Raw genomic sequence first — 14896 nt, 5'->3', positions numbered from 1 at the left:
CATGCCTTTCCGAAACAGTTCGATACGCACCCGGCTGCTCCTTGCGAGCACCGCGGTTCAGGTCGTCCTGTTGAGCCTGTTGCTGGCAAACAGCGTGCGCCTGATGAATGACGCCACCACCGCCAGTCTCGACACACTAGTCAGCCAGAACGCCAGCATGCTACACGCCATGGCGACAGCGTACGGTGAACAGCCCAGTTACGGGCCTTTGCAGGACACGCTAGGCGAATTGCTGGCAGACTCGGACAAGGGGCTGATCTACGTCCGCATCGGTGACTCCACCGGCAGGATACTGCTGAGCGCGGGACAGACCGGAATGCGTCTCCTGCCGCCGGCCACTGCAGCCCCGGGCGTTGGAATCGGCGAGATGCTCGACCATCCGGTGATTCACGTCCGGCGCCCACTCCTGCTTGCCCGCAACGAGGTCGGCTTCCTTCAGTTCGGCGTATCGGTATCGGTTCTGGCGAAGGCGAGACAGTCGATCATCCAGCAAGGCGCCCTGATCGCACTGGTAGAAATCGTCATCACCTTCGTCCTGCTGTCGGGCATCGGCTACCTGCTCAGCAACAAGCTGGCCCGCCTGCTCGCCGGCAGCAAGGCCATTACGGACGGATACCTCGATCATCGCCTCCCTGACGATGGCGGCGACGAGCTGGCGCGGCTCGCCAAGCATTTCAACATCATGGCCTCCACGCTGCAGCAGCGGGTGTCCGAACTGCAACAGGCGGCCGAGCGGCTGAAAACGAGCGAGCAGCGATACGCCCTGGCCATGCGCGGCGCAAACGACGGACTGTGGGACTGGGACATCAATACCAACCGCACCTATTTCGCCCCGCGCTTCTGCGAACTGATCGGCATCCCCGAAGATGACGCGGCGACCAATCCAGAACCCTTCGTATCCCGGCTGCATCCGGATGAAGTCGCCGGATACCGCGCGCGCATGATCGACCACCTGCGGGGCGACAACCCTCAGTTCATGCTCGAGCATCGCATTCGCCAGCCCGACGGCAGCTATCGCTGGATCATGACCCGCGGCGTAGCCCTGAGGGACTCGAGCGGGCGGGCAATCCGCATGGCCGGATCGATCAGCGACGTACATTTGCGCAAGCGGGCCGAAGAGCAGCTGATGCACGATGCATTGCATGATGGTCTCACCGGCCTGCCCAATCGGGCCCTGTTCATTGAGCATGTTCGGCTTGCCTTGGGGCAGCAGCGTCGCGACGAGAGCTACCGCTTCGCCGTGCTCGCGATCAACCTCGAGCGCTTCCACCTGGTCAATGACAGCTATGGCCACGCCACCGGCGATCTCCTGTTGCGCGAGGTTGCCCATCGACTGCACGACCTGCTCAGGGCAGGAGACCTGCTGGCAAGGGTTGGCGGGGATCAGTTCGCAGTGTTGCTCAACGGGCTGGAGGGCAGCACGGAAGCGCTTGAGATTGCAAAAACGATGGTCGAACTCCCCGGCTTCGACGCCCCCGGCGCAGATCGCACCCTGCATCCGAAGTGCCGCATCGGCCTGGCCATGAGCGACAACGAGCGCACCGACGGCGAAGCCCTGTTGCGCGACGCCGACAATGCCTTGCAGATCGCCAGACAAAGTGACGACTGCTCGATCAAGGTCTTCCACGCCTCGATGCACGCGCTGGCGCTCAATACGCTGCAACTGGAAACCGATCTGCGCAACGCACTGACCGCCGGGACGCTGTCAGTGCATTACCAGCCGATCATGCGCCTGATGGACCGCCGGATCAGCAGTTTCGAAGCCCTGGTGCGGTGGGAGCATCCGGTGCACGGCATGATCCCACCCTCGCAGTTCATTCCGCTCGCGGAGGCGCTCGACATGATCCACGAACTGGGCCTCCTCGTCCTGCGCCGGACCTGCGAAGACATCCTCCGCTGGCAGGTTCAAACCGGCAGTGACCAGATTCCGCCGGTAAGCGTTAACCTGTCGGCACGCCAGCTCTCGCGCAGCAATCTCGCAGACGAACTCATCGCCATCATCAAGGCCAGCAAGCTGGAACCGGAGCGGATTCGCTTCGAGGTCACCGAGAGCATTCTCGCGCGCGCCGACGGCCCGGCCAGCAACACCTTGCGCCAACTGCGAAGCGCCGGCATCAAGGTCCTGATCGACGATTTCGGCACCGGTTTCTCGGCACTCAGCTACCTGCATACGATCCCGTGCGACCTCATCAAGCTGGACGGCTCCTTCGTCGGCGCGATCACAAACGACTCACGCCTGCGTGCCATCGTCCGCCGCAGCATCGAACTTGCCCACGACCTGAACATCGGTGTCGTCGCCGAGTGCATTGAAAGCGGGGAGCAGGCCACCACGCTCAACGGCATGGGCTGCGACTTCGGTCAGGGCTACCTGTTCTCGCGCCCACTGCCTGCAGAGGAAGCCTCACGCTTCCTGACACCCGCATCCAAGGAAACCCCGCCATGACCCGACGCCTTGCGGCACTCGGTTCCGCACTCCTGCTGACGCTATCCGCGACCTTCGCTCACGCCGAGCTTCCTGGGCTTCAGCTATCGGGTTTCGGCACCCTGGGGATGGTGTTCACAGGTCAGTCCGACCTGCGTTTCACCAACTTCGGGATCGACCAGCCAGGCTCGGACAATCCGGATTTTGCCCCCGACAGCGTGCTCGGCGTGCAGGCAAACATGGTGTTTTCGCCGAGCACATCCGCCGTCCTCCAGCTGGTCAGCAGAGAGAACCCGAGGGGGAATTACGACCCGCGAGCCACCCTTGCCTTTCTGAGCCACAGCATCTCGCAGGATGCCACCGTCCGCCTCGGCCGAATGCGCATTCCCTTTTTCATGCTGTCCGATTCACTCAACATCAACATCTCCAATCCGTGGATACGCCCGCCGGCAGAAGTGTATGGCCTCAACCCATTCACAGACCTCAACGGCATTGACCTGCTGTATCGAACCCGCGTGGGTTCTGCCGACCTTGAGATCCACCCATATATGGGCCAGAGCTCAATCACGATTTACAGCAGCGGAAGTGCGCGCCTGACACGTCTGATGGGGGTCAACCTGACCCTGAGCACCGAGCAGCTGACGGTCTTCGTAGGGCATGGCGAATCGCAACTGACGCTGCACTGGGGCGATGACAATTTCACCGTCCTCGAGTCGCTGATGCCGCCCGAGGTCAACGCAAAACTCTCTGGCAACGATGGCTACACCACCTTCAGCTCCGCCGGTTTTCAGTGGGATGACAGTGAGTGGCTGCTGATCGGCGAATACGCGAAACGCACGGCCAGCCGCTACGTGAATAGCGGCCACGGCTGGCACCTGACGCTCGGCAGGCGCTTCGGCAACATCATGCCTTACGTGACCATCGCGCGTCAGACGCAAGACCGTGCTGTCGCTCAGGCCACATTCACCGACCCCTTCATTGGCCCCTATCAGACCGCGGCACTCGAGGGTTTTCTGATTTCGCGCAACGGGGCGCAGCGCAGCATCACCGTGGGCTCACGCTGGGACTTCCGCCGTGACACAGCCCTGAAGGTCGAGTTCAGCCACATTCAATCGACCGGAAACAGCTGGGGTAACAGCTTCTTCCCGCGCGGAGATCCGGCGCTTACGGAGCTCAGAAACCGTTCGGTCAACATGCTGGGTGTAGCGCTCGATGTTACGTTCTAGACGACTCCTGCTCAAACTCCTTCCGGTACTCTTCACCCTTGCGTGGACGGGCGGATCGGCATCTGCGGCAAACGCGGCCGAAATTCACCTTGTTGCAGCTCGGGGAGGACAGATTGAAAATCTCACCATCGACGAAGCCGAGCAACTCTATCTTGGACGCAAGACGACCCTCTCGAATGGCACGCCGGTCAAACTCGTCGACCTGCCCGCGGGCACGGCACGCGACCGCCTGTATCTGCTGCTGACCGGAAAGAACCCGATTCAAACCCGTGCCTACTGGTCGCGACAAGTGTTCACCGGACGCGCCCTCCCCCCGCGTGAAGCCGAGAGCCAGCAGCAGGCACGCGACTGGCTGGCGACAACGCCAGACGCGATCGGCTATCTGCCTGCGGACGTCACCGACAGCCGGTTGAGAATTCTGCTGCGCCTGCCCTGAGCAGGCTTGCCGGGCTGCGGCACGGCAGTCCCTTGCAAGCCTGCACGAAATACACCTTGACGCTGCGCTCGGTGCAATGATTTAATGCAAATCATTCTTATTTCTAAAATCAGACTCATGAACGCACGGAGTCCCTCCCGAGACGACCCTGATACAGCCAGCTTCGGCGACACGCAGGCGATGCGTGATGGCCCGGCCAGTGTCGGGAAGCCCCTGGCGCCACGGTCGATTTCGAGCAGCGAACTCCTGGGTGGGCAACTCAGCGTCACGATAGACCACGAGGGCATGTGCTACGTCCTGCGTGCAACCCGCGCAGGCAAACTGATCCTGACCAAATAGATCGCCTCGGGGCGATAGGATCCATAAACGGGGCTAGACTATGTATGTCTGTGTCTGTAACGCTGTAACTGAAAGTCATATCGAAGAGGCAGTCCGCAAGGGTGCAACGACCCTGCGACACCTGCGCCTCGAACTGGGCGTCAGCGCGGAGTGCGGGCGCTGTGCCACCTGCGCACGTGACTGCCTGCGTACGGCGCTTGACGAAACGACTGCTCAGCGCGCAGCACAAGGCACCCTTCTGCAGCGAAGCATCTTTCCATCAGCCTTGGAGGCCGTATGAAAGGCGACAAGAAAGTCATCCAGTTTCTGAACAGGCAGCTGAGCATCGAGCTCACCGCGATCAATCAGTACTTCCTGCATGCCCGGATGTACAAGAACTGGGGCCTGGGCAGGCTCGGCAAGCACGAGTACGAAGAGTCGATCGAGGAGATGAAGCATGCCGACATGCTGATCGAGCGCGTCCTCTTCCTCGAAGGACTGCCCAATATGCAGAACCTCGACAAGCTGCTGATCGGCGAAAACGTGCCCGAGTGCCTCAAGGGCGACCTCACGCTGGAATCAGGCGGGCGCGCCAACCTGATTGAAGCCATCGCCTACTGCGAATCCTGTCGGGACTATGTGTCACGCGAGATCTTCGAGCACATCCTTGAAGATACCGAAGAGCACATCGACTACCTCGAAACCCAGATCGAACTGATCGACAAGGTGGGCGTGCAGAACTATCTGCAATCCCAGATGGATCACGCTTCATCCTGAGCCTCCCGGGAACGGCCCGGGCACGTCACAAAGGAAACAACACCATGCAGTTCCTTCCGCCCCCGCACGTTCCCGAGCACGCCCCTCGCCGCAACGTGCTGCCATCGTTTCCCGCCGGTCGTTTCACGCTCTATCTGGTGGTCGCTGCTGCGCTGCTGTACTTCATGATCAGCCCCGGAATGGCTTGAACCCGCACCTCAGCCCTCAAGCGCTGTTCTCACATGCCCTAATCGGCATCAAGCCAAACGCTCCGACGTATAATGACTGCCGCATCCATCGCACTATCGCAGCCCTCCACTCCGTCTATGGCAAGACCGTCCCCGGACATGTCCCACGCAGACCGCAGACAGTCTTCAGGACACACCGTTAAACACCCGCGCGTGAGTCGCCGCGAGCGTCGTGGCCTTGCCGCCCTCGTCATTGCACTGCACGTAGGCGGCGTTCTGACGCTGGTGCGACTTGCGAGCGTGCCGCCCAAGGCGCCGGAAATTCAAAGCATAGAGATCGCCCTTATTCAGGCGCAAACACCTGCGCCGGTGCAGATTCAGCCCCCCGCACCACCGCCTCCGGCAAAAGTGACGCAGCCAGCAGAAGCACCGCCACGACCGGCACCCAGGCCTGCAGTCAAGCCCGCCCCGAAACCGGCAATCAAGCCGTCGCCCACGGCCATCGAGACGGCACCGCCCGAACCTGCGCCGCCCCCTGCCCCAACACCAGCCCCCGAAGCACTTTCGCCCCAGCCCGCAGCAGCGCCAAGCACCGCCCCCGTGAAGGCTGCCGCGCCCGCAGCAACGCCGGCTCCGGCACCGGTGACGTTGGCGCGCTTCGATGCCGACTACCTCAACAACCCTGCGCCTGCGTATCCACAGCTTTCGCGACGCATGCGCGAAGAAGGCAAGGTGCTGCTACGGGTCGTGGTGTCGGCTGACGGCACGCCCAGGCTTGTAGAGATTTCACAAGGCTCGGGCTCCGAGCGGCTGGACAAGGCGGCCCGCAGCGCAGTGGAGCGCTGGCGCTTCGTTCCCGCTCGACAGGGCGAACGTGCCATTGAGGCAGCGGTACTGGTTCCGATCATATTCAAACTCGAAGGAAACTGAGCATGGAAACCCAAGTTTTCGGACTTGCCCACCTGTGGACGCAGTCCGATCTCGCCATCCGGGCCGTTGCGGCGATCCTGTTGCTGATGTCGATCACCAGCTGGTACCTGATTCTGACCCGCGGATTACGACAGCTCCGTGCCCGCCGCAGCGAGGGCGCAGTGGATGCGTTCTGGGCGGCAGCCAACCTCAAGGCAGGTCTGCAACGCCTTGGTGAGCAGGCACCCGACTCACCGTTCGAAGCCCTCGCGCAGCAAGGCGCAGCCGCGGCAGAGCATCTGCGTCAGCACAGCCACCGGGAAACCCTCGGCGGAACGATGAACACCGACGAATTCATCACCCGCGCGCTGCGCAAGTCGATTTCGATGTCCACCTCCAGCCTTGAGTCCGGCCAGACCATGCTCGCCTCGATTGGCTCCACTGCGCCCTTCATCGGCCTGTTTGGCACGGTCTGGGGCATCTACCACGCCCTGGTCAATATTTCAGTGTCGGGCATGGCCACGCTGGACAAGGTCGCCGGCCCGGTGGGCGAAGCGCTGATCATGACGGCCTTCGGCCTCTTCGTTGCGATCCCCGCCGTCCTCGCCTACAACGCCTTCACGCGCGCCAACCGTGTCGAGCTGTCCGAGCTCGACGCCTTCGCACACGACCTGCACGCGTGGTTCTGCACCGGCGCCCGCATCGCGCCGGTCAATGGGCGCGCCCAGCCCAGAGCCGAGGCTGCACGGCTGCCATCGACGGAGGCCGCGTAATGGCCTTCGGCAGCTTCGATCAAGGTAACGAACGGATGCCGACCAGCGAGATCAACATGGTTCCGCTGATCGACGTAATGCTCGTCCTGCTGATCGTATTCATGATCACCGCACCGCTGCTGACCCACTCGGTCAAGATCGACCTGCCTCAGGCGTCCAGTGCGCCGAATACGGAGAAGCCGGACACCGTCACCCTCGCGCTTGACGCCAACGGCGGCCTGTTCTGGAACGACGAGCCTTTGCCGGACGCTGACCTGGCCCTGCGCCTGCAGGCGGCAGCTGCGCAAAGCCCTCAGCCCGAACTGCACCTGCGCGCGGATCAGAACACACGCTATCAGGTACTGGCCGAAGTGATGTCGGCAGCGCGCGAGGCCGGCATCGAGAAAATGGGTTTCATCACCGTACCGCCCAAGTAGAGGCGTGGCGCGGGCCCGCCCGCTGCTGCCGAGCCAGTCGGAGCACCGGGCCAACAGGCCGAACTGCATGCAATACAATATGGGCACAAAGGACCACATCGATGATCCTGCTCGGTGACCTTTTTGCACGCAATGCGGTCTGTTCCAGGCGAATGCCGTTTCCGGGAGTTTCATGTCAGCCTCTACCGCCCCCCGTCCCCGCAACGCGAGGGGACGGCGTACCGTGCTTCTGGCACTGCTCTGCGCCCTTGTCGCAGCCTCGATCTGGCTGTTCTGGCCGCGCCTGTTCGGCAACACCGACCCCGCGGCCGGCTATCAGTTCACGACCGTGCAGCGTGGCGACGTCGAGGATGTGGTCACCGCCACCGGCACCCTGCAGCCACGCGAATACGTGGATGTCGGCGCACAGGTCTCGGGACAGCTGAAGAAGATTCATGTCGAGGTCGGCACGGCGGTCAAGGCGGGCGACCTGCTCGCCGAAATTGACCCCACCGTCTATCTTTCGCGCGTGGATGCGGCCCGTGCCCAGTTGCGCAACCTGCGTGCCCAGCTCAAGGACCGCGAGGCCCAGCTCACGCTGGCGCAGATCCAGTTCAGGCGCCAGACGGCGCTGATGACCGAGGACGCCACCACCACCGAAGCCCTGCAGATCGCGGAAGCGTCGCTGAAGTCGAGTGCAGCGCAGCTCGAAGCCCTCCGTGCGCAGATCGAGCAGAACGAATCCACGCTGCGCGGCGACGAAGCCAACCTGCAGTACGCCCGCATCCTGTCGCCCATGACGGGAACTGTGGTGTCGATCACCGCTCGTCAGGGACAGACGCTCAATACCAACCAGTCCGCACCGGTCATCCTGCGGGTCGCCGATCTGTCGACAATGACCGTGCAGACCCAGGTTTCGGAAGCCGATATCGGCCGCCTGAAAATCGGCATGGACGCCTATTTCACAACACTGGGCAGTCAGGGCAAACGCTGGCAGGGCACGCTTGCCAGCATCGAGCCGACACCGACCGTCACCAACAACGTCGTGCTCTACAACGCCTTGTTCGACGTCCCCAACACCGATGGCCTGCTGATGACGCAGATGACCGCACAGGTGTTCTTCGTGGTCGCGCGCGCAACAGACGTGCTGCAATTGCCAATGGGCGCACTGACGCTGGACACCCCGCAGCGGCGACCATCACGCAAGGAGGCCCGGGCGGGCGGCGAGACGCCTGACACGGAAGCACAGCCGCGACGAAGCGCCACCGTACAGGTGCTCAAGGCCGACAACTCGCTGGAAGCGCGCAGCATCGAGATCGGCCTGTCCAGCCGCGTCCAGGCCCAGGTTGTCTCCGGCCTTAACGAAGGCGACAAGGTCGTTTCGGGCGCGGGAGCCGGCGCCAGCGATAGTCGCCGCCCCAGCCGCACGCCCCGTCTATGAAGCGGGAGCCCCTCGCAGCAAACGACTCGGGTGCCCGCACGGCGCAGCCCCTGATCGAGCTTGGCGGCATCACCCGCAGTTTCGTCAATGGCGAGGTCGAGACCCAGGTGCTGCACGGCATCGATCTGCAGATCTACCCCGGTGAATTCGTCGCCATCATGGGGGCATCGGGCTCGGGCAAGTCGACGCTGATGAACCTGCTCGGCTGCCTCGACCGCCCCAGCAGCGGAACCTATCGTTTCATGGGCCAGGACGTGGCCGACCTCGACCGCGACGAACTCGCCCGCCTGCGACGCGAGGCCTTCGGCTTCGTGTTCCAGAGCTACAACCTGATCGGCGGCTCATCGGCGCGCGAAAACATCGAAGTCCCAGCCATCTACTCCGGCATGCCCCCGCAGGAGCGACATGAACGGGCAGAAGCGCTGCTCACCACTCTCGGACTTGAAGGCCGCGGCCACCATCGCCCCAACCAGCTCTCGGGCGGCCAGCAGCAACGCGTATCGATCGCCCGGGCCCTGATGAACGGCGGCCGGATCATCCTCGCCGACGAACCGACCGGTGCGCTCGACAGCAAGAGCGGAGAAGAAGTGATGAAGCTCCTGCGCACGCTGTCCGCCGAGGGCCATACCATCATCCTGATCACCCACGCGCCTGAGGTTGCCGCGCTGGCCCAGCGCGTGATCGAGATCCGTGACGGACGCATCGTGTCCGACCCCGGCCCGGTGCTGCCTGCCGGCCCCGAACCCGACTTCGCCCCACATGTCGATCGCACCTCGTCAATGACCGACGTGCTCGAAGCCACCCGCACCGCCTTGCGCGCGCTGCGCAGCAACCTGTTCCGCTCTGCGCTGACCCTGCTCGGCATCGTCATCGGGGTCGCCTCGGTGATTGCCATGCTCGCCATCGGCGATGGCGCCAAGGCCAAGGTGGTGAACCAGATCAGCGCGATGGGCACCAACCTGCTCAACATCCGCCCCGGCGCACCCAATCAGCGCGGGCGGGACACTACGGCCACGCTGGTGATCGAGGATGTCCGTGCGATTTCCGACTTGCCGAATGTGCTCGCCTCGGTGCCTGAGCAGAGCACCGGCATTACCTTGCGCACTGGCAACCTAGACCATCGCACCAGCGCCAACGCCACCTCCTGGGATTACAGTTATGCCCGTAAATGGCCGGTCGCCAGCGGCACCTTCTTCAGCGCCGACGATGAAGCGCGCTACGCCGCCGTGGCCGTCATCGGCCAGACCGTGGCCAATGCCGTGTTTCCCCGCACCGACCCGGTAGGCGAATACCTGCTGGTCAATAACATCCCCTTCCAGGTCGTCGGGGTGATGACTGCGAAGGGGGCAACATCCTGGGGTGCGGATCAGGATGACATCGTGTTCGTTCCGTTCACGACCGGCAGCCTGCGCCTCACGGGCCAGCGCCACCTGCGCAACATCACCGTGGCGGTCGACGATGTCGGCGCAATCGACCAGACCCAGGCTGCGGTGCACAACCTGTTGCTCACCCGCCATGGCGTCGAGGATTTCCAGATTCGCAACATGGCCTCGATCATCGAAACCGTCTCCGCCACCCAGAACACGCTCACCATCCTGCTCGGCACCGTGGCCGCCATCTCCCTGCTGGTGGGCGGCATCGGCGTGATGAACATCATGCTGGTGTCGGTCACCGAGCGCACGCGCGAGATCGGCATCCGCATGGCCACCGGCGCACGCATGAAGAACATCCTGCAGCAGTTCCTGATCGAAGCGCTGGTCGTGTCCTCGCTCGGCGGCGCCATCGGCGTTGGTGTCGGGCTTGGCTCGGCTGCCATCATTGCGCTTTTCGACACGCCGATCGAGTACTCGCTCGCGCCGGTCGTGCTGGCCTTCGGCTGTGCCTTTGCCACCGGCCTGATCTTTGGCTACCTGCCCGCACGCAAGGCCGCGCGCCTCGACCCCGTGGTCGCGCTGGCGTCGGAATGAAACCATGACTATCACCGCCCGAATCAGGCCACTCGTCCTTGCCCTTGCCTTCGGGCTGAGCGGCTGCGCGGTCACAGAACCCGTCGTCCATCCTGACATCGCCCTGCCCGACACCTGGACCGAACCAGCGCCTGCCGCCGAGACAGCGCAAGACATCTCGAGCGACTGGTGGCTCGGCTTCGATTCGGCCCCGCTCGATGCGCTCGTGCGTGAGGCCCTGGCGGCAAGCCCGGATCTGAAAATCCAGGGCGAACGCGTCATCCAGGCCGAACTCGCGCTGCGCAGCACCGGCGCAGCCCTCTTTCCCAGCCTCGGGCTGAACGGCGGAACGGACTGGCGCCGCAGCGACAGCGGCGACCGTGGTGGCAGTGCAGTGAACGAGTCCAGGTCGTCCTCGCTCGGACTGTCGGCAAGCTACGAGATCGACCTCTGGGGCCGTGTCGCCGCCACCATCGGCAGCGCAGACGCCAGCCTTACCGCCACCCGTTACGAACTCGATGCGCTGCACCTGAGCATGGGGGCCAGTGTCGCGACCACCTACTTCCAGCTGCTTGCCACGCAGTCGCGGCTTGATATCGCACGCGCCAACCTTGCGACCGCCGAGCGCGTGCTCAAGGTCGTCGAAGCGCGCTATCGATACGGTGCCGCCTCGGCACTCGATGTCAGCCGGCAGCGCACCACGGTACTCACACAATCCGCGACCATAGGCCCGCTCGAGGTCCAGGCGCGGCAGACGGGCTCGGCACTTGCGCTCCTGCTCGGACGCACGCCGCTGAGTCTCGAGCTTGAACCCGAGTCGCTCACGACCCTGCGCATTCCGTCTGTCGCTGCGGGCCTGCCCGCCGATCTGCTGCTGCGCCGTCCCGATCTTGCAGCAGCGGAAGCCACACTGCGGGGCGCAGCCGCCGACATCGCAGCCGCCCGCGCGGCCCTGCTCCCGGCATTCAGCCTGTCGGCGGCGGGCGGACTGGCGAGCGACTTTCTGCTGTCGCTGGCCGACCCGTCCTCCACCGCCGCACTCTCCGCTTCACTGGTGCACACGGTCTTTGACGGCGGAAGGCTGCAGGCGCAGGTCGACAGCACCCGCTCGCGACAGCGCGAACTGCTCGAGCAGTACCGCAAGGCCATCCTCACGTCGCTCAAGGAGGTGGAGGATGCGCTTGGCAACACCGCCCGCGATGCCCGCCAGGAAGAAATCCAGGCGCGGATTGCTGCCGAGGCAGAACGCTCGCTGCGACTGGCCGAGTTGCGCTACCGCGAGGGCGCAGATGATCTGCTGAGCGTACTCGACGCACAGCGCACCCTGTTTTCAAGCCAGGACAGACTCGTCCAGTTGCGTCAGGCCAGGCTCACCAACGCGGTGGACCTCTACAGGGCGCTGGGCGGCGGCTGGCAGGCGCCCGAGCTGGCCAGCACGCGCTGAAGCCACTTAAAGCCTTCGACAGCCGCGAGGACTGTCGCAAAAAAACATCATAATTACATCAACAATGATAACCAGTCTCATTTGTATTGACTGATACAGTCGTTACATTGAGAATCAATCTCATCTGCACCCGCCGGTTGCCTGAGAGCCCTCAGCCACCGCGCCCGCAGAACAGCCAGCCAGTCCTCCAAGCGGATCAGCCAGCCAAACGGCCCACACGCATGCGTCAGGACGTCAGCTTTCAGGACGTCTCCGATTCATGCGATCACGCAGCCCGCCACTCAGCGCCGGCATGCGTTTCCCGCTCAGAGAAACCGAGGACAAGGCTCACGATGAAAAGCAACAGCGCGAAATTCCCCCACAGCTTCCGCAAGCCCCTGAGTTCCACAACCGGAATGACCCGCATCGCACTGGGCATCTCTACCGCGATGCTGATGCCAATGCCGTCATTCGCAGCCGATGACGCTGCGCAAAATAAAGAAGCCGAAATGCAGGCAGTACAGGTCGTCGATACCGCGATCGACCCCAACCCCAACGCGGAACCCGATGTGCCCTACAAGGCCCGGACCTCAGGCGACAAACGCCACGTCAAGCCGCTGGCAGAAACCCCGCAGACGATCACCGTGCTGACGGCGAAGCAACTGGAGGACACCGGCCGCACCGACCTGCGCGACGTGCTGCAGGCGCAGCCCGGCATTACGCTCGGCACCGGCGAGAACGGCAACGCCTTCGGCGACCGCTACATCATCCGTGGTCAGGAAGCGCGCAGCGATGTCTTCGTCGATGGCTTGCGCGATCCCGGCATGACGGTGCGCGAGAGCTTCGCCACCGAGCAGGTCGAGATCACCAAAGGCCCGAGCTCGACCTTCGCCGGTCGCGGTGCAACGGGGGGTGCGGTCAACTCGGTCACCAAGCAGGCCACGACCGACCTCGACTTCGCCAAGTTGTCCGGCGGCATCGGCACCGATGAGTATCACCGTCTCACCTTCGACGGCAACCGCGTGCTCACCGACACCATGGCCATCCGGGTGAACGTGCTCGACGCCTACCAGAAGGTGCCCGATCGCGACCCGGCAGACCGCGACCGTTCCGGCGCCGCGATCTCCTTCCTGTGGAAGCCGACCGACCAGTTCAACCTGACCGCAGACTACTATCACGCCGAAGCCAATGACTCGCCCGATCTCGGCGCCTACATTGATCGCACGACAGGCAAGGTGATCGACGACGTACCGGTCTATCTGCAGGACGAGGACTTCCTGAAATCCACGATCGACACGTACACGCTGCGGGCGAGCTATCAGGCCAGCACCGATCTGCGCATCGAGAACCTGACCCGCTATGGCACCACGGAAAACGGCTATCTCGCCACCGGCTACAACGGCACCCGTCTGAGTACCCACCAGGGCTGGCAGGACGTCGAATACTTCGCCAACAGCCTCAACATGTATCTCGATCAACAGATCGCGGGCATGAAGCACCAGTTCGTGTTCGGAGTCGAGTACTCGGACCACAGCGTCAAGAACGGGACCTACACGACGACGCCGACGACTTACACGGTTACCGGCAGCGAGACCGACTGGCAGAGCCTGATGAATCGCAGCGTGGTCAAGGGTGGCAAGGACTCGGACTGGAACGTCAGGACGGTTTCGCTCAGCGCGATGGACACCGTCGATCTGACAGACAAATGGACGGTGTTCGGCGGCCTGCGCTACGACCGCTTCGACTACAACAACACGGTGGTCGACCGAACCCTGGGCCCGATCGAGTACGAACTTGAGGACGGTCTGTGGAACGGGCACTTCGGCGTGAGCTACAAGTTCCTGCCCTACGCCAATGTGTACTTCAACTACAGCACCTCGAGCGACTTCAATGGCGGCGAGTCCGATGTCGGCGCGAGCTGCGGCTATGGCGGCATCTGCGTGCCGAGTGGCACCACGACAGAAGAGCGTCGCAACATGTTCGCCAACAGCAAGCCCGAGCTGTCGCAGAACTTCGAACTCGGCACCAAGTGGGACCTGATGGATCGCAAGCTGCTCGCCACCGCTGCCGTGTTTCGTACCGTCAAGAGCGACGTCATGGAGAACACCACGGGTAATGCGTACTCAGCCACCGGCAGCATCAACACCGGCAAGTACCGCATCCAGGGGGTCGAACTGGGGCTGACCGGCAAGTTGACCGACAAGCTCACCACCCAGTTTGGTGTTGCGGTCATGAGTTCGAAGATCCTTGAATCAGCGACTGCTGCGAACGTCGGCGAAGGCCTGAGCAACTTCCCGGAGAAGACGGCTTCGCTGCTGCTGAGCTATGCGCTCACGCCGAAATTCACCTTCGGTGGCGGCGCCACTTATTCCAGCGAGAAGTATTCAGGCGAACCGGAGTCCGTGGCGGCCACCTCGCTCGAGGTGCCGGAGTACACCGTGTATGACCTCTTCGCCAACTACAAGGTCAGCAAGCAGTTGAGCGCGCGCGTCAATATCGGCAACGTCACCGACGAGAAGTACTACACCGCAGTGTATCGATCGGGTTCGTTTGCCTACATGGGCGACCGGCGCAACGTGCGTCTGACGCTCGACTACAGCTTCTGATTCCGGGCTGATACATGGGGGAGGCCTGGTTCCTGCCGGGCTTCTCCCTTGCACACA

Annotated in this window: 14 protein-coding genes; all 14 read left to right on the top strand. The window is 63.3% G+C overall.

What is annotated here, in order from left to right:
- Position 1: 1 nt before the first annotated feature.
- The 14 genes from CEW87_RS09945 to CEW87_RS09885 all read left to right on the top strand — a co-directional run bounded on the left by CEW87_RS09945 (position 2) and on the right by CEW87_RS09885 (position 14839).
- Positions 2–2443, top strand: coding sequence for an EAL domain-containing protein (locus CEW87_RS09945; protein ID WP_108972675.1), 2442 nt, complete (start codon positions 2–4; stop codon positions 2441–2443).
- Positions 2440–3648 (top strand): hypothetical protein, encoded by a 1209-nt coding sequence (locus tag CEW87_RS09940; RefSeq protein ID WP_108972674.1) that lies wholly within the window; start codon positions 2440–2442, stop codon positions 3646–3648. The genes CEW87_RS09945 and CEW87_RS09940 overlap by 4 nt, the downstream gene beginning before the upstream one ends.
- On the top strand, positions 3635–4084 hold the full coding sequence (locus tag CEW87_RS09935; RefSeq protein ID WP_234421713.1) for a hypothetical protein: 450 nt from the start codon (positions 3635–3637) through the stop codon (positions 4082–4084). Before CEW87_RS09940 ends, CEW87_RS09935 begins: the two co-directional genes overlap by 14 nt.
- Before the next feature lie 84 nt (positions 4085–4168).
- On the top strand, positions 4169–4423 hold the full coding sequence (gene hemP, locus CEW87_RS22965; protein WP_332871707.1) for a hemin uptake protein HemP: 255 nt from the start codon (positions 4169–4171) through the stop codon (positions 4421–4423).
- A 40-nt stretch (positions 4424–4463) separates the two neighbouring features.
- Complete coding sequence (locus CEW87_RS09925) at positions 4464–4703, top strand: (2Fe-2S)-binding protein (RefSeq protein ID WP_108972672.1); 240 nt, start codon at positions 4464–4466, stop codon at positions 4701–4703.
- Positions 4700–5179 carry a bacterioferritin gene (gene bfr / locus CEW87_RS09920; protein WP_108972670.1) on the top strand — a complete coding sequence of 160 codons (480 nt, stop codon included), beginning with the start codon at positions 4700–4702 and terminating at the stop codon, positions 5177–5179. The genes CEW87_RS09925 and bfr overlap by 4 nt, the downstream gene beginning before the upstream one ends.
- A 44-nt stretch (positions 5180–5223) precedes the next feature.
- On the top strand, positions 5224–5367 hold the full coding sequence (locus CEW87_RS22410; RefSeq protein WP_159098137.1) for a hypothetical protein: 144 nt from the start codon (positions 5224–5226) through the stop codon (positions 5365–5367).
- Between the two features lie 138 nt (positions 5368–5505).
- Entirely contained in the window at positions 5506–6276 is a 771-nt protein-coding gene (locus CEW87_RS09915) for an energy transducer TonB (RefSeq protein ID WP_108972668.1), read from the top strand.
- 2 nt (positions 6277–6278) lie between these two features.
- Positions 6279–7028: a MotA/TolQ/ExbB proton channel family protein gene (locus CEW87_RS09910; protein WP_108972666.1), complete on the top strand. Its 750-nt coding sequence runs from the start codon at positions 6279–6281 to the stop codon at positions 7026–7028.
- A complete protein-coding gene (locus CEW87_RS09905) occupies positions 7028–7444 on the top strand; it encodes an ExbD/TolR family protein (RefSeq protein ID WP_108972664.1) in 417 nt (138 codons plus the stop codon). Before CEW87_RS09910 ends, CEW87_RS09905 begins: the two co-directional genes overlap by 1 nt.
- Positions 7445–7616: 172 nt before the next feature.
- The gene (locus CEW87_RS09900) at positions 7617–8864 is read left to right on the top strand and encodes an efflux RND transporter periplasmic adaptor subunit (RefSeq protein ID WP_108972663.1); all 1248 of its coding nucleotides are present in this window, start codon (positions 7617–7619) and stop codon (positions 8862–8864) included.
- Entirely contained in the window at positions 8861–10831 is a 1971-nt protein-coding gene (locus CEW87_RS09895) for a MacB family efflux pump subunit (protein WP_108972661.1), read from the top strand. Before CEW87_RS09900 ends, CEW87_RS09895 begins: the two co-directional genes overlap by 4 nt.
- Positions 10832–10835: 4 nt before the next feature.
- Positions 10836–12254, top strand: coding sequence for an efflux transporter outer membrane subunit (locus CEW87_RS09890; RefSeq protein ID WP_108972659.1), 1419 nt, complete (start codon positions 10836–10838; stop codon positions 12252–12254).
- 332 nt (positions 12255–12586) lie between these two features.
- On the top strand, positions 12587–14839 hold the full coding sequence (locus tag CEW87_RS09885; RefSeq protein ID WP_108972657.1) for a TonB-dependent receptor: 2253 nt from the start codon (positions 12587–12589) through the stop codon (positions 14837–14839).
- The last annotated feature ends 57 nt before the right edge of the window (positions 14840–14896 follow it).

It is taken from the genome of Parazoarcus communis, from assembly GCF_003111665.1.
Taxonomy (GTDB): Bacteria; Pseudomonadota; Gammaproteobacteria; order Burkholderiales; family Rhodocyclaceae; genus Parazoarcus; species Parazoarcus communis_B.
This window is presented reverse-complemented; position numbering and strand designations above follow the sequence as displayed.